We start from the raw sequence: 19,956 nt of genomic DNA, 5'->3' as shown, positions 1-19,956 counted from the left end.
GTATGAATAATCTTATAAAAGCAATCATAAGCTTTTCGCTGAAGAATAAGGCGCTGGTGTTTTTAGGTACTGTTGTAATTATAGCAGCAGGTATACGGAGTTTTTTGTTAACACCGATTGAGGCCTTTCCTGATGTAATCAATACGCGCGTAGTTATTATTACACAATGGCCTGGTCGTAGTGCTGAAGAACTCGAAAAATTTGTAACGATTCCAATCGAAACCGAAATGAATGTAGTGCCGAAGAAAACAAGTCTTCGTTCTATTTCACTTTTTGGTTTATCTGTGGTTACAGTATTTTTTGATGATGATGTAGACGATTTCTATGCACGTCAGGTTGCCTATAACCAAATTGAAAACGTCAACTTTCCTGAAGGAGCTGTTGCAGAAATTCAACCTCCCTCTGGTCCAACGGGTGAAATTTATCGATATACTTTGGAGGCCACAGGAAAAACAGTCAGGCAGTTAAAGGAGGTACAGGATTGGATAATTGATAAACGCTTAAAGGCAGTACCCGGAATAGCCGATGTTATCAGCTTTGGGGGCGAGGTAAAAACATTAGAGGTAACGCTTAACCCTAACCTGCTCTCGTCTTACAACTTTGGTCCTAAAGATGTTTTCGATGCACTTGAATCCAATAACAGTAATGTTGGTGGAGATGTAATTGAGGAGGGCTCTCAAACTTACCTAGTTAGGGGTCTGGGTTTAGTAGCGAATGCCAAAGATATAGAATCAATCATTATCCGCAATGTAAATGGTACACCGATCAAGATTAAGGATGTTGCAACCGTAGTAGAATCCTTTAGGCCACGCATGGGTAAAGTTGGACGAGGAACAGATGAGGATGTAGTAGAAGGGATTGTGTTATTGCGTAAGGGTGAAAATCCAAGCGAAGTATTAAAACTCCTTAATGAAACCATCGATGATTTGAATAACCGTGTATTGCCGGATGGTATTAAGATCAAGGTTTTTTATGACAGAACTAACCTGGTAGATCTCACCATGCACACCGTAATGGAGAATCTGGTGGTGGGTATGTTGCTGGTAACACTAATCCTGGCTATCTTCTTGCTAGACTGGCGTACTACAGTAATTGTGGCCATCATTATTCCTTTAGCATTGCTCTTTGCCTTCATTTGTATGAAGATAAAAGGTATGTCAGCTAACCTTCTGTCTATTGGTGCAATCGACTTTGGCATTATTGTAGATGGTGCCGTGGTAATGGTGGAAGGTGTATTCGTCTATCTCGCACACAAACAACATGAGATGGGCTTTGCAAAGTTTAAGAAAGCTCCCAAGTATGCAATGATTAAAGAGGTTTCAGTAGAAATGGGTAAGCCAATACTGTTCTCCAAACTGATTATTATTACGGCACTCATTCCCATTTTTGCTTTTCAAAAGGTTGAAGGTAAAATGTTTTCGCCACTAGCATATACCATGAGCTTTGCGCTATTGGGGGCACTCATTTTTACGCTAACACTGGTGCCCTTGCTATGTAAGTTGTTGTTAAATAAAGATGTACGCGAGCGAGAGAACAAATTGGTAACAGGGCTTGAAAAAATTTATAAGCCCACCCTCCATTGGTCATTAGCCAAACCGAAGCAAAGTGTAATAATAGCTGTTTCAATACTAGTAGTGAGTTTACTGGTAGGCACTCGGTTGGGTACAGAGTTTCTGCCTCAGCTGAATGAAGGTTCCGTTTACGTACGGGCAAGTATGCCACAAAGTATTGCCTTCTCACAGGCAAATGAGATATCTACTAAAATGAGAAAGGTGTTTGAGAAATACCCAGAAGTACGTGGTGTGATTTCTCAAAATGGCCGCCCCAACGATGGTACTGATCCCACAGGCTTTTTTAATGTTGAGTTCTTTGTCGATCTCTACAAAAAAGAAGATTGGCAGCGCGATATCAGTAAAGATGAATTGATTGGCGAAATGCAGGACGAGCTTAATAGTAAGTTTACGGGTGTAGTCTTTGGTTTCTCTCAGCCTATATCAGACAATGTACAGGAAGCAGTGTCGGGTGTTAAGGGTGAAATGGCCATCAAAATTTTTGGTGATGATCTGGCAAAGTTAGAGCAGATGGCAGATAGCGTTCGCGCTATTATGCAAAGCATTAATGGCGTGCAGGACCTGGGGATTTTTAAAAGTCTCGGACAACCTGAATTGCGTGTTGAACTTGACCGCGAGAAAATGGCACGTTATGGCGCCAGCGTTTCAGAGGCGAACAATATAGTAGAGATGGCCATCGGTGGTAAGAAGGTTTCAACTTTCTATGAAGGAGAGCGTAGGTTTGACATTCGCGTCAGGTATTCACCAGAATTCAGAAGAGGAGAAAAAGAAATAGGTAAACTGATGGTGCCCTGTGCTAATGGAACAAAAATTCCCTTAAGGCAGATTGCAGATATTAAAACACAAAACGGTCCAGCTTTTGTCTACAGAGAAGGGAACCTGCGTTTTATCCCCATCAAATTTTCAGTGCGGGGCCGCGACTTGGGCAGTACAATTGCGGAAGCACAAGCGAAAGTGGGTGAGCAGATACAACTTCCAAAAGGATACTCCATGACCTGGAATGGAGAATTTGAAAATCAGGTACGAGCTACTAATCAATTGAAGGTTGTAGTGCCTATCTCTATTCTCCTGATTTTTATGTGGCTTTATTTTATGTTTAACTCTGCAAAAGATGCCACGATTGTTTTACTGAATGTACCCTTCGCATTAATAGGTGGTATACTTGGTTTATACTTTGCCAACATCAATTTCAGTATATCAGCAGGTGTTGGTTTTATTGCACTGTTTGGTGTCTGTGTGCAAAATGGAGTTATTCTGGTTTCAGTATTCAATAAGTACTTATTGATGGGTGTACCCTTGGCGCAAGCCATCGTACAAGGTGCAATGAGCCGCGTGCGCCCGGTTGTGATGACAGCACTGATGGCTGGTTTAGGCCTGATGCCGGCTGCACTATCTACAGGTATAGGCTCTGAAACGCAAAAGCCACTGGCAGTTGTGGTTATATGCGGACTGATTTCAGCAACAATACTCACTTTAATAACACTTCCTGCTATCTATTACCTATGGAACAGAAACAGGACTACACGAAAAATATTCGCAGATGAAGAAACTGATTATGAAGATTACGAAGGATAATTTGAAATTTATGAAAAGTATAATTTATTCTATTAGCCTGATGGTATGCATGTTGCTATCATCACCAAGCTTTGCTCAGCATACCACTGAGACAACAACCAGAGAAACAATTCTGGCTGAACGCAAAGAATCCGGTAGTTTTGATAAGAAGCTTAGATTTGGTTTAAGCTGGAATCAATACTGGGGAACTATAAAGGGTCGCGACTTACCAGAAACGTATTTTGCTAAACCTTGTGTGGGCGCAAGCTTACGCGTTGAGTATTATCCACTTTCGTTTATCGGCATTGGAGCAGGTTTTGGTGTTCAGCAAAGAGGTGCTGGTATCATTAATCCGGATTTATCGGGTGGATCATTCACCCACCCGTGGGAAGGACCCAACGATCCGGACTCAACCTATCGCGAACGACTTCGAATGAATACCATTGAAGTTCCACTTACGCTGTTGCTAAGAACTCCGAAAGACATTATAAAAGGTGTTCGCTTAAGTGGCTCTGTCGGTGTAGTGTATATAAAAAATGATTACGTGAAAAATTTCTTTCATGTGCCGGAAGATGGATTCCATGTAGTTGCGGATGTAACCAATGAGTATATATCAAATGATTTAGCTTATCAGGCGTCATTGGGTGTAGATATTGATGCAGCACAATCTTGTGTGTTTCAGGTGCAGGCTTTGTATACAAAAGGCACAAAAAATATTTACAAAACCGGAACCGGTAATGGTCAGGTAGAAACTTATGGAGTAAGAGTAGCCTGGTTATTTTGAATGAGTAGAGTTTAAATAGGTTGTTTTAGGTGTAAAGTACCCGGCTAGTCCGGGTATTTTTTATTCCTCCTCAGATTCTCTTGAAAAGTGGGTAGGCATGACCATAAGGATGCTAAGAATTAAGTTGATACCATAAGTAGTGTAGCTTCAGAGTTCCCATCCGAAAACTACAGGGGAGTAGTTGGCTCAGGATATGGAATTAAAACCAGACAGTTAAGTTGCTACTTAACAGGGTGCTGTTACGATAAAAGTCATTATTCTCATCTTCAAAGATTAACCTCTCTGAAAAGAAGCTTCGTTGTTCAAATCTAAGTAAGGCATTGTCACTGATTTTAATATTCAGACAAAGTCCTGCACTTGAAACAGAGAAGGGCAGTAGGCTGCCAGGTTGAACGATTGTATTCTCTTTATCATTAAAATATTCTATTCTGCCTGATAGCGAAATAGTTTTTGAAAACTGATACCTACCATTTAGGTTAGCCTGCCACCATTGTGCTGTAGAGGCGTTGACTTTATGTTGCTCACCCGCGTACAAGCAAGTTGTTACCAGGAATTTGGTATGTGCTTGCCATATGATAAATACATCGCTGAAATACCGCATACGGTAATCAGGATTTAATACACTACGCTCATCGCCCGCATAAGTGTTCCAGTTAAACAGGATATTTTTACCCGGCCGATACTCAATTTGAGTGCCTATTGACTTGCCCTTATTATTATCTTCAATTACCTGCCATCCATTGAGTAAGAAGATTGAGAGGTTTATCTTTTGACTCAGGGGTGTGGAAATTTTAATACCTGACAAATAATAGGGAACATATTCCGGAGCAAAAGAACGCGTGTACATAAGATGATCCTTGGAAATAGCACTTTCATTGGTGTACGGGGAGCCAAGCACACCCATGTCTACCCAAATGTTTTTTTTAGGGAAAGGTTTTATTCCCACATAACCCTCAATAATATTTTTTAAGGAACCACTCTCCTGTACATAATTTTTATTCACATAAGTACCAAAGCCGGGTACAAAGCGGGCACGCACGCGCTGAGAACGGTAGCGTACATCTATGTATGCAAGATTAATACTAACTTCATTATGAGATGAAGAGGAAACCAGAAATGGTGTTTGGTTATTAACGGGACGCAATAGATTGTATGTGTAGTAACTGTCCACATATCCACCAAAGCCCACATGGCCAATAACGGTAGATTCCAACGTATCCATTGTGGCAGTATTCACTACTTGAGCAATTAATATACCTGGACTAAACATGAAAAGTAAGCCGTACAGTACTTGATGTTTTCTTTGAGCCATACCTGAAATAAACTAAAACTTGTATCTTGTTCAAAAGTCCAATTGTGAAATATATTATCGGTTTTTCTTTATGCCTGATTAGCCGAGGCTTATTGGCTCAAATTTCTTTTTTCAACATGCCTAATCCAGACATGCTTCCAGATGTGGGGTATGCCTATGTTGAATACGACAGATATCAATCCTTCAAAGATAATGCAGCCGTCAATGCATCTGTTTTTCGGTTCTCAACTCAGGTTACATCTTTTTTGGAAGTAGGTGCCAATACGTGGTGGAATAGTGATGATCCTGCTGATCCTAACAGAATTGTATTGGCCACCAAGTGGAAAGTAAAAATTTTTCAAAAGGGGCATTTTAATATTACCATGTCTCCCGGAAACTGGAGCAGCGTCTACTTCAATGGTACCTCCATGAAAAACATAGCCTATAATTTCTTCGGAGTAAACCATGAAGAGGGAAAACAGGCCTATACCCGTTTGATGTTTGGTGCTTATGGTAAACATTGGACGGCTGGTCCTGAGTTTGGGCAAAAAGAAACCAGCTTCGGATTAATTGGTGGGCTGGAGCACCGCTTTAACAATTATATTGAGTTTGTAGCAGATTATTTCCAAGGGTCAGGCGAGGGTTTTGGTCTAGCCATGGGTGTGGTAGCCTATCCCTTAGAAAAGGGTCATAACTTACCCCTGTATTTCGCCTATCAATTTGATAATGATAGCCGCGCCAACGACTTATTTTTGTTTCAAATAGGATACTTTTTCAGGGCTTTTGGTCAAAATAGAAAATAAGAGTTGTGCAGTAGAAATACTTGTTATTTTTGCGGATGGCACAACAGATTCTTATCCTTGATTTTGGTTCCCAGTATACCCAGTTGATTGCCCGCAGGGTACGCGAACTCAATGTTTATTGTGAAATTCACCCCTTTAACAAGGTTCCCGCACTTACTCCCGACATTAAGGGGGTAATTTTATCAGGTAGCCCCTGCTCGGTACGTCAGGAAAATGCCCCTAGTGTTGATCTTAGCCTTTTCAGAGGCAAGGTTCCAGTGCTGGGTGTTTGTTATGGCGCCCAACTAATGGCCCAGCAATTGGGTGGAAGTGTTACACCCTCCAAAATCCGCGAATATGGTCGCGCCAAGCTAAGCACTGTTGATCATCACAATGAATTACTGAAAGAGATCTCCCTCGACAGCCAGGTGTGGATGTCGCATGGAGACACCATAGAGGTTGTACCTGATAATTTCGAGCTGATTGCCAGCACCTCATCCGTGCGGGTAGCGGCATTTCAGATTAAAAAGGAAAAAACTTTCGGTATACAGTTTCACCCTGAAGTAACCCACTCCACCGAGGGCAAAAACCTGCTAAGAAATTTTGTGGTGCACATCTGTAACTGCGCACAAGACTGGACTCCCGATCAATTTATTGAAACTACCATTGCTGATTTAAAACAGAAGCTGGGTAATGATCAGGTGGTAATGGCTTTATCAGGTGGTGTGGATTCTACCGTTGCTGCTATATTGGTGCATAAAGCCATTGGCAAAAACCTGCATTGCATTTTTGTGGATAATGGTTTGCTACGTAAAGGTGAATTCGCGCAGGTATTGGAATCCTACAAAGGCATGGGACTGAACATAAAAGGAGTTGATGCTAAAGATAAATTTTATGCTGCCCTGAATGGATTAACAGAGCCCGAAGCCAAACGTAAGGCTATTGGTAAAACCTTTATTGATGTATTTGATGAGGAATCGCATCAAATTAAAGATGTAAAGTGGTTAGGACAAGGCACTATTTATCCAGATGTGATTGAGTCAGCACCGGTCATGGGACCATCGCAAACGATTAAGTCCCATCACAATGTGGGTGGCTTGCCCGAAAAGATGAAACTAAAAATAGTTGAGCCGCTGAATACTTTGTTTAAAGATGAAGTACGCCTGGTTGGTAAAACATTAGGCATAGATCCTGCTATTTTAGGCAGACATCCCTTTCCGGGACCAGGTCTAGGCATTCGCATATTAGGCGATATCACTGCCGAAAAAGTAAGTGTATTACAGGAAGTAGATGCTATCTTTATTGGCGGCTTGCGTAAACATGGTTTGTACGATAAAGTGTGGCAGGCAGGTGCCATGCTATTACCAATACAATCGGTAGGGGTAATGGGCGATGAAAGAACCTATGAGCGTGTAGTGGCCTTGAGAGCAGTAAGTTCTATTGACGGCATGACGGCAGACTGGGTTCATTTGCCTTATGAGTTCCTTGCGGAAATGTCGAACGAAATTATCAACAGAGTAAAAGGTGTAAACCGCGTGGTCTACGACATCAGCTCAAAACCACCGGCTACTATTGAATGGGAGTAAATCAATTGACAATGGATAATTAACAATGTACAATTGCTTATGAGACAAAGAGATTTAAGACTTTCGATATTAGTGTTTTTTATAATTGTCAATTGTCAATTGTCAATTGTCAATTCTTCGTTTGCACAAGTAAATTACCAGCAAGAGTATAAAAATGCTAAACTTCTTTTTCAGGAAGGTAAGTACAACCTGGCAATGGAAAACTTTAAGAAAGTTATTCCCTACGATCAGGCCAACGATTACGCACAGTATGCCTCTTTTTATTATGCAGTAGCTGCTTTTAAACAACGTTACTACAGCGTATCAAAAGATATGCTGAATCAGATCAAAATATTATATCCTACTTGGGAAAAAATCGATGAGGTTAATTACTGGCTGGCACTGAACCTACTTGAAACAGGTGATATTTTTCAGGGTATTAAGGAAATTAATGCTTTAAAAGACAAGAAACTACAGGCACAGGCTACACTCACGAAAGAAAACTATATCCGTAAGATTTCCGATGCCGAAACACTGAGAATGTTGGCCGAGGAACATCCTAAAGATCAGGTTATCGCAGCATCATTGGCCTCAGTGTTATCAAAAAATATTGCATCCGTAGCCGATCGTGAGGAGTTGGAAAAATTAATCGATGATTTTAATCTTGATCGCAAAGCATACATTACCGAGGCGCCAAAATCTTTCTTCAAAGAGACTTACTCGGTAGCACTTGTTTTTCCTTTTGTTGTAAACAGACTGGACCCCAGCCCGGCAAAAAAACCAAATCAGTTTGTGCTGGACATGTACCAGGGTATTCTGTTGGCAAAAGACACCCTGGAGAAGCAAGGGATAAAAATCAGCCTGCGTGCCTATGATACCGAACGCAGTCAGGAGAAATTGAAATTTATTTTAGAGAAGGATGAATTGAAAAATGCTGATCTAGTAATCGGGCCACTCTTGCGTGAAGACAATGCCCTGATGCAGGAATTTTCAGCAGCCAATAAAGTAAACACCTTCAATCCCTTGTCAAACGACTATGACATGGTAAAGGGTAATCCTTTTGGTTTTTTATTTCAGCCTTCTTACGAAGTGATAGGCCAGAAAGCAGCAAAATATTTAACAACAGATACAGAAAGCAGCAAGAAGAAGTGCCTTGTATTTTACGGATCCAATGTGCGCGACTCTGTATTGGCTTGGAATTTTATTGCCAAAGCAGAAGAAGCCGGTATTAAAATAGTTTTGAAGCAAGAAGTCTTCAAAGAAGAATCAAATAAAATTACAGAAGTGCTGGCAACCGCCACTGAGTTTGACGAGTGGAAAGCACCATCGCAATTCACCATTCCGAAAGACAGTATCGGGGCTATTTTTGTAGCCTCAGATGATCCTGTTATTTATACCAAAGTAGTGAGTGCTGTTGAAACACGTAAAGACAATACATTGATTATCGGAAGTGAGGTGTGGCTGGAAAATGGTTCGATAGACCTAGCAAAATTTCAGCGTATGAATTTTATTTTATACGCACCAAACTTTGTTTCCTCAAACAGTAAAGCCTATGCTGAATTTAATCGTCAGTTTATCAGAAAATTTGGTCGTACTCCTTCCAGTCTTTCACTGAACTATGCAAGAACAGGTTATGAAATGATGCTTGTGCTAGGGCATGGCCTCCATAAATATGGTGTTTATCTTCAGGATGGTTTTAATAAAGAGCCCCAAACACCTTATATGATGACTGGCTTTGATTTTCGGTACAGCAACTTTAATCAAACAGTCCCGTTTGTGAAATTCCAGTATGGATCACTCGAAGTAATTGCAACTTATTAGTCGAGCAATTGAATTAAACGAGGAGTTACTAATTTTTTATTTCAGCACTATGAACCGCGAAACAAGTAAATCACTTTTCGATAGAGCAAAACAAGTTATACCCGGTGGTGTAAATTCGCCTGTGCGTGCTTTTCGCGCAGTGGGGGGTAATCCACTTTTTATGCATCATGCTAAAGGCGCTTACCTTTTTGATGAGGATGGCAACCAGTTTATTGATATGATCAATTCATGGGGCCCTATGATTTTAGGTCATGCACACGAAGTGGTAGAAGAAGCTGTAAAAAAAGCATTGGAGGGTTCACCTTCTTTTGGTGCGCCCACAAGACGTGAAGTAGAAATGGCTGAGTTAGTATGCTCCTTAGTTCCCTCGATAGAACAAGTGCGCATGGTCAACTCAGGAACAGAAGCAACCATGGCGGCCATACGTGTTGCACGTGGCTATACAGGTCGTGATAAAATAATAAAGATGGAAGGCTGTTATCATGGTCATGCCGATTCATTTTTAATTGCAGCAGGTAGTGGTGCCATGACTTTCGGTGTGCCTGACAGTCCTGGGGTAACAAAGGGTGTAGCCAATGATACACTCACAGCGCCATTCAATAACCTGGGCGCAGTGGAAAAAATACTGAATGAGAATAAAGATAAAGTAGCTGCACTTATTCTTGAGCCAGTAGTAGGCAACATGGGTTGTGTACTGCCTAATGAAAATTATCTTCAAGGTTTGCGCAAACTATGCACACAACATAGTGTGGTGTTAATTTTTGATGAGGTAATGACAGGCTTCCGTTTAGCATTAGGCGGAGCCCAGCAATTGTTTGGTGTCGTACCCGACATGACTACTCTTGGTAAAATTGTTGGCGGAGGTTTGCCTGTAGGTGCCTACGGTGGTAAGAAAGAAATTATGAGTTGTGTATCACCTGCCGGCCCAGTCTATCAGGCAGGAACCTTGTCAGGCAATCCTTTAGCGATGGCTGCTGGTAAGGCTTTACTGACTTATCTAAAGGAAAATCCTTCGGTGTATATCAATATTAATCAGTCAGGCGCAAACCTGGCTGAAGGACTGCGCGCTCAGGTGAAAGAATTTGGCATTAAAGCATCAGTCAATCAAATCGGCTCAATGTTTACCTTATTCTTTACCGATGAAAAGGTTGTAGATTATGATTCAGCAAAAAAATCAGATACAACATTGTTTGGAGCTTACTTTCAAAGCATGCTTGAGCAGGGTATATATATGGCACCATCACAATTTGAGGCTATGTTTATTTCTAATGCATTGGACAACAGATTGGTTACACAGATTTTGGAAGCTAGTAGAAGTAGTTTTAAGGGCATGTAAGTAAATTGCATCTTTGAGTTTTAACTTTTATTCGATACATTTAATAAACACTCGGAAGACCTTCTCCCTATGAAATTATTATTTTTTACTTCAAGACTTTTAATTATTCTCTTTTCGCTTCTTTATCTTACAGATCTGTCTGCACAAGAAGAAAAAGACACATACAAAAAAGGGAGTTATCTTTATTTCGGTCAACCAAATATTGAAGATAACTCCATGTTCATTGAAGAGGCTTTCAATCAGGAGAAAGCAATTATTCAACACATTTCAAATTTTATTTGGGATGATTTAAATGGAGGTAATTTCTTATACGGTTATACACAAGAAATACCCATGATGGGAGATAAGTTTCAATTCAGTTTTACGCTCAATTATCCTGTCATGAGTAGTGCTGCAACTACAGATAAAAGAGGAGGGTTTGGTGACATGCTGCTTAATTTTAGACCCATGTTAATGGATAAATCAGATTGGGCAATCGTAATTCCAAGATTTACACTTATTATTCCTACAGGTGATTCTAAAGCTGGTTTTGGTGACGGAGCCTGGGGATCGCAATTTAACTTAGCTGTTACCAAGAGACTCAATAGAAAACTAACTACACACTGGAATGCAGGTTTTACAAATCTTTTTAAGAGGGATCTATATGGTGACATCGGAGCAGGAACACAGTTGCTTGAGGAAAGTAATACCAATAGTTATAACCTTGGTTTAAGTGGCATTTACATAGTGAGTAACTCTGTTAACCTAATGTTGGAGTACACTTCCAGCTTTGAAAAAGAATTAGTGGGTGTAGGACAGAAAGAGAATGTCACATCTTCGATTATTAATCCCGGATTCAGATGCGCATTTAGTATTGGAAAAGTGCAAATTGTTCCTGGTTTAGGTGTTCCACTTTACTTTTCAGATAATAAATTTCAAAATACAGGAGGCTTTGTTTATCTTTCAATTGAGCCAGATTATACTAAGTAATATTAGACGTAGTTGTGTAAGTTTGTAAAGCTTTTGTGCAGTAATAGTTTCTTTTAGACTTGGATGGAAGGCTAATTTTAGAAATTGGTAAGTATTGATTTTGCGTATTTTCCCCAGTGCCGTCATTAATTAACACAAGTGTTTTCAATGTAATTGCTGATTTCTGTTTTTATTATGGGAATAGAGCTGTATATTAAGTAATCAAATATAACCCTCCCCTTTATGAAATTCACACAGTCACGTACTTTCAGGTACACCTTTGCATTTGCCATTATCGGTATCGTTGTGTCCATACTTATTGCTTACGTGCAGCGCAATACAATAGCCGTGTACGATCGCAACCTACCCTATATCAGTTTGGGTGACCACATTAAAAACAAATCAACAAAGGCCCATCTTTGGTTTGAAGAATTAATGGCAGGTGATGCAACACTAAATTTCGAAAAGGATGTGCTTGCCTTATTCAACTCATCAAAAGAAATACTGGAAGGTGCATATAACGCCACCGAGACAGAGCTTGGCACATTTAAAAAGCTTGATGACGAAGAAACCTACGTGATTTTGAAAGAAGCGATTGGTGACATCGAAAATTTAACTAACTCCGCCAAACAACGCTACGATTTTAAGAAACAAGCAGAGGCAAATGTTGAAACAGATAGTTTAGGCAATGTCATCATGTCCTCAACAGGAGAGGCAGCGGGCGGCAAACTGGATCAAGAGTTTGATGCATCCTATGAAGAGTTTCAGGAAACAATGGACCGGTTGATCAGTCATATTGGCCAGCGTGTAGCAAATGATTCAGGTTTCCTCAATAGCATGTCGTGGGTTACAATTTTAATTGTTATCGCAGCTTTTGTTTTTATATGCACGCTTATCTATAGAATGTGTTTCAGCAACGAAAAACTTATTAAAGAAAATAATTTGAAGTTGGCCGAAGAGACAACAAGAATGGACGCGATAGCAGGTTTCATTGAAGGAGTATCTTCTGGTAATTATAATATTCAGTTATCGGGCATGAGCGAAACAGAAGGGCTTGGTGCCACCCTCGTTAATATGCGGAATAAGCTGAGCCTCAATGCGGAGACAGACAGAAGACGCAACTGGTCCACTACTGGTCTGGCACAGGTTGGCGACATTCTTCGCGCCAGTAATACATCCACGGCTGAATTGTACGACAACATTATTCGCTTTGTCGTAAAATATACAGAAAGTAATCAAGGTGGTTTATTTGTTTTTAATGAAGAAAATGAAGGTGATCATTATTTAGAGCTTGTTGCCTGCTATGCATTCGAAAGGAAAAAGTATCTGACTAAAAAAGTAGGTATTGGTGAGGGGCTCGTAGGTCAATGCTTTGTAGAAGGCGAAAGAATTTATTTACTGGATGTACCTGAAGAATACATTACAATAACCTCAGGCCTCGGTGGCGCTAATCCTTCAGCACTATTACTGGTGCCTATGAAAGTGAACGAGAAGTTGTATGGAGTTATTGAAATTGCATCCTTCAAAAAATATGAGGACTACGAAATTGAATTGGTAGAGAAACTGGCAGAAAGCATTGCATCTACAATTGCAACTGTAAGGACTAACGAAAGCACACGCATACTCTTGGAAAAAACACAACAACAAACAGAAGAAATGCGGGCACAGGAAGAAGAAATGCGCCAGAATATGGAAGAGCTGGAAGCCACCCAGGAGGAGATGCGCAGGAAAGAAAAACATTTACAGGATTTACTAGAGCAGGAAAGAGCTAAGTCAAATGCCAGTGCAAATTCATAAACAAGTGGAGTAGGAAGAATGAATGCTGACCTGGGGTTTTATTAAATAACACGCTGCATGATGAGCAAAGCTATAGGGTTTTCTGGCTGCCTGGTTAGGTGAAAATGCTTCATTGGATAGTGCCAGATAACGGGTTTGATGACAGAAACTCCAAGGAAAACAAGCCAGAGGGCTCAATTTTCAGACCCTTCTAAAAAGGACTGAAAACAAGGGGTTACTTAATGCCACGTAGTCTGATTGTTAGGCGGTAAATCCCGTATTCATTTTCACCGATATTTCTTACCTTTACAGTTCAAACTATGCGCACCATGAACAAAGCCATATGTACCGCAGTGCTTGCCTTACTTTTTGCAGCACCGGCTTTACTTTTTGCACAAGGCGAACGGAAGGATAAGCAGGCCGTTACTTTTGAAGAGATTTATGATGAGCCCTACTCCATCAATAAGCTCTTTGTTCATTTCCAACCCCTGTACGGTGAGCTATTTGCAACCAATGTCAATGCAGGTTATGGTATTGAGGCTTCTTATTACATGAGAGACAAAGCTGACTTTAAAGTGGCTTTGCGTAAAACATATTCACAGCGTTTCTTTGATTTGTCAAGAGACCTGGCTGCGAATAATAGCAGCGTAGATAATGATATTGAAGTGTACAATTACTTCGAGTTTGGGGGTACATACCACATCAAGGATTTTGAGAAAAGCTCTAAGACAAACATGACGCTCTATAAGAAGAGCTATGCTGGTAATAAGTGGGCTGCCCGTGTTCCCTTACAGGCAGAAGTACCATGTAAAGTACGCATTGTATACGGTGCACGTCTTGGTGCCATAATATGGGATAGCTCAACAGACCTAGGAAGAGCTTTAGTCGCCCAAGACCTCACAAATGCAGACTTAACCAATATCAATACCGCAGATACACAATACCCAACATTGCCCATTACAGAAACAGATCCTGAAAATCCTAACCGTCAGCGCAATGTAAATCCATTTACCAATATAGCTTCTCAAGCCATTTACATTGGCGGCTCTTACACCTGGATCAGAAACATTGCCGTAAACTTCGACAAATTTGAAGAGGGTATTGACGATTTGATTTTGACGACATACGTAGACGTACTTTTTGCGCCAGCAACAAAGGTAGATGATATCGTATACACACACCGTGACGTGAATGGAACCTTAATACCAGGTAGTACCAACACATATTCCGTAAAAGCTGTAAGTACGCAATCACTTGGCTTCAGAGCTGGTGTTGAAGGGAAATTCAACAGACAATTGGGTTGGGCTTATGGTGGCGAAGTAGGTTACCGCCCAAGCTTAACAGGCAGAGGTTTCTTTGCGCTGCTGAAAATAAGCTTCCCTGTATTTGGAACGCAACTCGATTATAAAGTCGAGTCCTTCGGTAAATAATCCCATGACGTGCGATTTATTACTCACCAACATTAAAGGTTTGGTGCAGGTACGCAGTGCAGGTTTTACCCGTGCATCGGGCAAGGCCATGGCAGAATTGCCTGTGCTTAGCAATGCATATTTATTTATTCATCAAGACAAAATAATTTCTTTTGGCTCTATGTCTTCAATGCCAGCTAACTGGAAAAGTTTGCAGACCATTGATTGCACAGGTCGTTTTGTATTCCCATCCTTCGTTGATTCGCACACACATTTAGTTTTTGCGGCCAGCCGCGAAGAAGAATTTGTGATGAAAATAAAGGGCGCTACTTATCAGGATATTGCAGCCGCTGGTGGCGGCATTTTAAATTCAGCCAGAAAGTTACAGGCACTTTCGGAGGATGAATTACTGGAGCGATCCCTACCCAGGGCCTGGGAGATTATAACATCAGGAACGGGGGCGGTCGAAATTAAAAGCGGCTATGGTCTCACAGTCAAAGATGAGGTTAAAATGTTGCGTGTAGCAAAACGCATTGCACAGCAAACACCATTAACTGTAAAGACAACTTTTTTAGGAGCACACGCTGTACCCGCAGGTATAACAAAGGACAATTACATACAAGTCATCATTCAGGAAATGATACCGGCTGTAGCCGAAGAAAAACTGGCTGACTATATTGATGTGTTTTGTGAGCAGGGTTTTTTTACGCCAGACGAAACAGAGAAAATTGTAGAGGCTGGTAAAACTTACGGCATGAAGCCGCGAGTGCACGCCAATCAATTATATAATTCGGGTGGTGTACAAGTAGGTGTTAAAACGGGAGCACTCAGTGTAGATCATTTGGAGAACATAGGTGCTGAAGAAATTGCAGTACTACGAGAAAGTTCAGTCATGCCAACAGCTTTACCAGGTGCTGCATTTTTCCTTAACCTTCCCTTTCCCCCTGGTAGAGCTATGATTGAAGCTGGTTTGCCCTTAGCCATTGCTTCGGACTATAATCCCGGCAGTGCCCCCAGTGGCAATATGTCGCTGATGATGGCATTGGCTTGTATTAAAATGAAACTGACTCCTGAAGAGGCCATAAATGCTGCCACTATCAACACAGCGGCTGCGCTTGAATTGGGTGCAACACACGGTAGCATTACAGAGGGCAAACACGCCAATGTATTCATTACCCAAGCCATACCTTCTTATGCTTTTATGCCATATGCCTTTGGCAGCCAAGTGGTCGAAAAGGTAATTTTGAACGGAAAAGTGGTTCTTGATAAGTAATAATTGGCCTTTTAGTATATTATTTCTCTATTTTTCAGCAAAAATCCGATAGATGTCAGTTAGCGAAAAAGTAAAATCAGTTATTCGTGATGTGCCCGATTTTCCCAAACCTGGCATCCTATTCAAAGACATTACTCCTGTTTTGGCCAATACTGACCTGGTACATGAGATTGTACAGGAATTGGTGAGTGATTTTAAGCCCGGTGGCTTTGACGCTATCATAGGTATAGAGTCACGAGGCTTTATTTTCGGCTCCTTATTGGCCTACGAACTTGAAATTCCCTTTATACCGGTGCGCAAAGCAGGAAAGCTCCCCTTTCATACTTTGTCCGAATCCTATGAACTTGAATACGGGAAGGCAACGATTGAAATACATCAGGACGCGCTGAAACCGGGCAGTCGTGTATTGATTCATGATGATTTGCTGGCCACAGGCGGTACTGCCGCAGCTGCAGCGCGCTTGGTGCGTAAGCTTGGCGCAGAGGCTACTGCCTTTTCCTTTTTAATCAATCTTTCCTTTTTAAAGGGCGACAATATCCTTTTTAATGAATTTGGCGTTAAACCGAATTATTTAATAAGTTATTAACCCTTCGGGGATTTCTTTGTTTAATTAACAATGGAGCGTTCTGTTCTTATACCCTTATTCCCACTTCGTATTCTACCCCTTCCGGCAGAACTGGTTCCTTTGCACATTTTTGAGCCAAGGTATAAACAGCTTTTGCAGGATGTGGAATCGAGAGATATACGCTTTGGTATCTATTTCGATCATCCACTCAACGATTTGAGGATAGGTTCCTTAATGCGGCTCGAGACTGTAACCAAGCGATATCCCAATGGAGAACTTGACATCATTGTTAAGTGTGAGGATATTTTCTTTTTACACGAACAAAAAAGAACCTATCCTGGAAAATTGTATCCAGGGGGAGAAGTGGAGCATTGGGAAGTTAATCTAAGTACATTCCCTGACGAAGATTTGTATCTTCAATACAATACTTACCGCATGATGCGTGGTATTGCGAGCCAAGAAAGAAGCTGTTCAATTTTTGAAATTGCCAATGAACTTAGCCTTGACTTTGCAGACCGCTATAAATTCGTAACGCTACAGGAAGACAAGCAGCAGCGATTTTTAAAAAGCAAAGTATCCTACCATTTGCAACTGCTCGAACACGAGGAGAAGAGTAAGGATGTTTTTCATTTGAATTAGTCTTTCACCATTTTTTAGTCGCAAAGATTAAGGCTTCAGTAGATAAAATCTGAAGTAGAATTATTTCAAGAGTCTTTTTGTAAAATTTTTTTGTATATATTTTTTAGCCTCTGCTTGTGTGAGTGCTGTAAAATTCCGGTATCTGTGGTGTACATCAATGATTTCTAAAAGCGCATCATTGACCAGTTCCTGATTATCCCAGTCTTTTAAATGTGCCACTACTGTTTCCAGACAACCATTTTTATAAGCAATTTGTCCGAGCACATGCACTAAAGTATTGCGCACCCTTGCCGTTTTATCATTTTGTAGTTCCTCAAGCAAAGGTAAAATATCCTGAGGATGTTTACGTCCACGAAGTTCAATACCATGACATATCTCTCTCCTGATTTCCTTGTCGGGGTGGTGAAGGTATTTTTTTGCCCAACTCAATACTGGTTTTGGATTTACCTCCCCCATTTTTTTCACAGAGCCGATAACTGCATTGCGGGGCGCATGGTGATTATCGAATAAGCCTTTGTCGAAGATGTGTTGAACAATGCTGAAATCTTTCTTTCCAATTTCGCCAGCTGAGTTAATCACTGTCTGACGAATGCTATAACTGGTATGCTGTTGAAGCATATTAAGTGCTGCTATAATCGTAGTTTGAAGTTTTGCATGATGAAAATAAGTACGCCCCATAGCCAGGTACGCTGTCTTTCTTATGTAAGTATCACTATCTCCAAAATAAGTCCGTATTTTTAGGTTCTTACTATTTTCCAGATCATGCAGGATGTGTTTGCTTACAGTTGCAACAACTTTGAGGCGTTCCTCTTTGGTTAAATCATAAAAGGCCATTACTATTTCTGTAATCTTTTTATCACTTTTTCTAACCTAACACGTTTAGACTCCTTATCCATTTCCTTCATTCGCTGAGTCAGCAATTTAATAAAACTGGTTTTCTTATCACCTATTACCTGCATTGCACTTTCTGCATACATTGGCAATTGATTGGTAGGGCTTTTTTCTAAACGTTCTAAAAGCAAAGTGGAGGCATCCTCGTGATACGCTTTTAAAGAGCACAACTTTACTAGAATGTTAACGCAATGATCATTTGTAATCACAGAACCCTTATCAGCAACTGCGATAATTTTTGATAATGCATCATAAATTTCTTTTGGTTTTTCAATGGTAATCATGTTCAGTGCTATCATGGCACCCCACTGAAGCCTGTTATTTGTGCTATTAAGCAAGGCAACAAAATTTTTAGCGTAAAGCGCAATAAGGTTAGGCTTAAGAGCACCAATTTCATACAATACCTTTATACAATCATGTTGTATACTTTTATCGACATTGTTTAAATTATCAACCAGCTCTTTTACAGCATTTTTGTCACTTTTGTCAGCAATAACCGTTGCCAGTTTTTGATTGGGTTCGTCATCTCTTCTGTTTAGGGAGGAGGCTAATTTATTTAGTATTGTCATTTGCTTAATTTATGATCAAGTAAAGTACCCACGCTTAAAGTAATTATTGGGATATTGATATATATGAAACCGATGTCTTTAAAGTAGCCCCACAGTGATCTGGCCATTGGGCCAAAAGAAAACATGGGGATGTCTATTAATAGACAAACGAGCATCCAGCTTAATCCGAGCTGAAACCCAGCTTTGATAAAATTAGCATCTACTTTTTTGAAACTAAATACGGTGAATAATGTGATAACGAATGTTGTAATAATACTAATTATTGTTTCGAAAAGAGCCCTTTGATTTTCGTAAAACATAAAAAATGGCATCGCCAGAATAAATATGGAAAGCCAGATGAGAACCCCGAAGAGTAAAATTTTGCCAATCTTTTTCATGATTTTAGGTTTTTATGCAAAAAGAGGCTTACCCACTGACAACCCTATGGCAGTCAGTTCAAAAATACTTTTATGATATTGATTTTATATAGGCGTTAATATCAAGATGTGCCGCTTTATTAAAACTTTTATGAGTATTTATCAATTGGGTGATTTGCTTGGTCTTAAAATCCCTATATGCTTTACGAATCCAGCACCAGGCAATCAAATGCCATTGATTAGAGTAAAAAGTTAGGCCTATTGGCTCTATTTCTCTTTGACTTTCTTTGCCCTCATTGTTTAAATAATCTATAGCCAATATCTGTTTATTGATAATCGCATGCTGAATATCAACAAGCCAATCTTTGCTACTGTCTTCTATTTTAGGATTATAAATTTTTATTTGCGATTGCATAAAATCAGCTTTCTCTTTATCGACTGATTTAAGAGTTGATTTTATTTTATCTAATGCACTGTCGGTACTTCTCTGAATTTTTTTGTCAGTAAATTTTTCAGAAAGCGAAACCAAAAGAATTAGTGCATTGGCCTCTTCGCACGTGAATGACACAGGAGGCAAAAAAAACCCTTTGACAATGTAATAACCTTGTTGATTCTCAAAACCAATAGGGATGCCAATTTCATTCAGTGCTTTAATATCTCTATAAACAGTGCGTAAACTTATTTCATATTTATTTGCAATAAAATTGGCAGAAACTACTTTTCTGGATTGTAATGTTGTTAAAATGCCTAAGAGACGATCGATTCTATTCATTATTTAACAAGCCATTTAAGATTCTGTGTAGATGGTCACACGAAAAAGCCACGG

Annotated in this window: 17 protein-coding genes; 12 read left to right on the top strand and 5 right to left on the bottom strand. The window is 40.2% G+C overall.

Annotated elements, in window-relative coordinates:
- Positions 1 to 2 precede the first annotated feature (2 nt).
- Together ACO1XM_RS19210 and ACO1XM_RS19205 are read left to right on the top strand one after the other, a co-directional pair.
- Positions 3 to 3,146 carry an efflux RND transporter permease subunit gene (locus tag ACO1XM_RS19210; RefSeq protein ID WP_486232028.1) on the top strand — a complete coding sequence of 1,048 codons (3,144 nt, stop codon included), beginning with the start codon at positions 3 to 5 and terminating at the stop codon, positions 3,144 to 3,146.
- A 10-nt stretch (positions 3,147 to 3,156) separates the two neighbouring features.
- Complete coding sequence (locus tag ACO1XM_RS19205; RefSeq protein WP_486232026.1) at positions 3,157 to 3,909, top strand: hypothetical protein; 753 nt, start codon at positions 3,157 to 3,159, stop codon at positions 3,907 to 3,909.
- Between the two features lie 199 nt (positions 3,910 to 4,108).
- Here ACO1XM_RS19205 and ACO1XM_RS19200 read toward each other — a convergent pair whose 3' ends face one another.
- The gene (locus ACO1XM_RS19200) at positions 4,109 to 5,221 is read right to left on the bottom strand and encodes an outer membrane beta-barrel protein (protein ID WP_486232024.1); all 1,113 of its coding nucleotides are present in this window, start codon (positions 5,219 to 5,221) and stop codon (positions 4,109 to 4,111) included.
- A 44-nt stretch (positions 5,222 to 5,265) separates the two neighbouring features.
- On the opposite strand from ACO1XM_RS19200, the gene ACO1XM_RS19195 reads away from it, so the two are divergent.
- From ACO1XM_RS19195 to ACO1XM_RS19150, 10 genes are all read left to right on the top strand, one after another.
- Positions 5,266 to 6,003 carry a hypothetical protein gene (locus ACO1XM_RS19195; RefSeq protein WP_486232022.1) on the top strand — a complete coding sequence of 246 codons (738 nt, stop codon included), beginning with the start codon at positions 5,266 to 5,268 and terminating at the stop codon, positions 6,001 to 6,003.
- Between the two features lie 35 nt (positions 6,004 to 6,038).
- Positions 6,039 to 7,568: a glutamine-hydrolyzing GMP synthase gene (gene guaA, locus ACO1XM_RS19190; RefSeq protein WP_486232019.1), complete on the top strand. Its 1,530-nt coding sequence runs from the start codon at positions 6,039 to 6,041 to the stop codon at positions 7,566 to 7,568.
- A 39-nt stretch (positions 7,569 to 7,607) separates the two neighbouring features.
- Entirely contained in the window at positions 7,608 to 9,368 is a 1,761-nt protein-coding gene (locus ACO1XM_RS19185; protein ID WP_486232018.1) for a hypothetical protein, read from the top strand.
- 49 nt (positions 9,369 to 9,417) lie between these two features.
- A complete protein-coding gene (gene hemL / locus ACO1XM_RS19180; RefSeq protein WP_486232016.1) occupies positions 9,418 to 10,704 on the top strand; it encodes a glutamate-1-semialdehyde 2,1-aminomutase in 1,287 nt (428 codons plus the stop codon).
- 69 nt (positions 10,705 to 10,773) lie between these two features.
- On the top strand, positions 10,774 to 11,673 hold the full coding sequence (locus ACO1XM_RS19175) for a hypothetical protein (protein ID WP_486232014.1): 900 nt from the start codon (positions 10,774 to 10,776) through the stop codon (positions 11,671 to 11,673).
- Positions 11,674 to 11,895: 222 nt separating this feature from the next.
- Positions 11,896 to 13,449 (top strand): GAF domain-containing protein, encoded by a 1,554-nt coding sequence (locus ACO1XM_RS19170; protein ID WP_486232012.1) that lies wholly within the window; start codon positions 11,896 to 11,898, stop codon positions 13,447 to 13,449.
- 308 nt (positions 13,450 to 13,757) lie between these two features.
- Positions 13,758 to 14,858 (top strand): hypothetical protein, encoded by a 1,101-nt coding sequence (locus tag ACO1XM_RS19165; protein WP_486232010.1) that lies wholly within the window; start codon positions 13,758 to 13,760, stop codon positions 14,856 to 14,858.
- Positions 14,815 to 16,110, top strand: a complete 1,296-nt coding sequence (gene hutI, locus ACO1XM_RS19160) for an imidazolonepropionase (RefSeq protein WP_486232008.1) — start codon at positions 14,815 to 14,817, stop codon at positions 16,108 to 16,110. The genes ACO1XM_RS19165 and hutI overlap by 44 nt, the downstream gene beginning before the upstream one ends.
- Before the next feature lie 52 nt (positions 16,111 to 16,162).
- Positions 16,163 to 16,696 (top strand): adenine phosphoribosyltransferase, encoded by a 534-nt coding sequence (locus tag ACO1XM_RS19155; RefSeq protein ID WP_486232007.1) that lies wholly within the window; start codon positions 16,163 to 16,165, stop codon positions 16,694 to 16,696.
- 30 nt (positions 16,697 to 16,726) lie between these two features.
- Positions 16,727 to 17,314, top strand: coding sequence for a hypothetical protein (locus tag ACO1XM_RS19150; RefSeq protein WP_486232005.1), 588 nt, complete (start codon positions 16,727 to 16,729; stop codon positions 17,312 to 17,314).
- 60 nt (positions 17,315 to 17,374) lie between these two features.
- Here the strand turns inward: ACO1XM_RS19150 and ACO1XM_RS19145 are convergent, their stop codons facing one another.
- From ACO1XM_RS19145 to ACO1XM_RS19130, 4 genes are all read right to left on the bottom strand, one after another.
- Complete coding sequence (locus ACO1XM_RS19145) at positions 17,375 to 18,148, bottom strand: HEAT repeat domain-containing protein (protein ID WP_486232003.1); 774 nt, start codon at positions 18,146 to 18,148, stop codon at positions 17,375 to 17,377.
- Between the two features lie 2 nt (positions 18,149 to 18,150).
- On the bottom strand, positions 18,151 to 18,774 hold the full coding sequence (locus ACO1XM_RS19140) for a hypothetical protein (RefSeq protein WP_486232001.1): 624 nt from the start codon (positions 18,772 to 18,774) through the stop codon (positions 18,151 to 18,153).
- On the bottom strand, positions 18,771 to 19,151 hold the full coding sequence (locus tag ACO1XM_RS19135; RefSeq protein WP_486231999.1) for a hypothetical protein: 381 nt from the start codon (positions 19,149 to 19,151) through the stop codon (positions 18,771 to 18,773). Before ACO1XM_RS19135 ends, ACO1XM_RS19140 begins: the two co-directional genes overlap by 4 nt.
- A gap of 70 nt (positions 19,152 to 19,221) precedes the next feature.
- On the bottom strand, positions 19,222 to 19,902 hold the full coding sequence (locus ACO1XM_RS19130) for a helix-turn-helix transcriptional regulator (protein WP_486231997.1): 681 nt from the start codon (positions 19,900 to 19,902) through the stop codon (positions 19,222 to 19,224).
- Between the last annotated feature and the right edge of the window lie 54 nt (positions 19,903 to 19,956).

The organism is Chryseotalea sp., from assembly GCF_057350905.1.
This window is presented reverse-complemented; position numbering and strand designations above follow the sequence as displayed.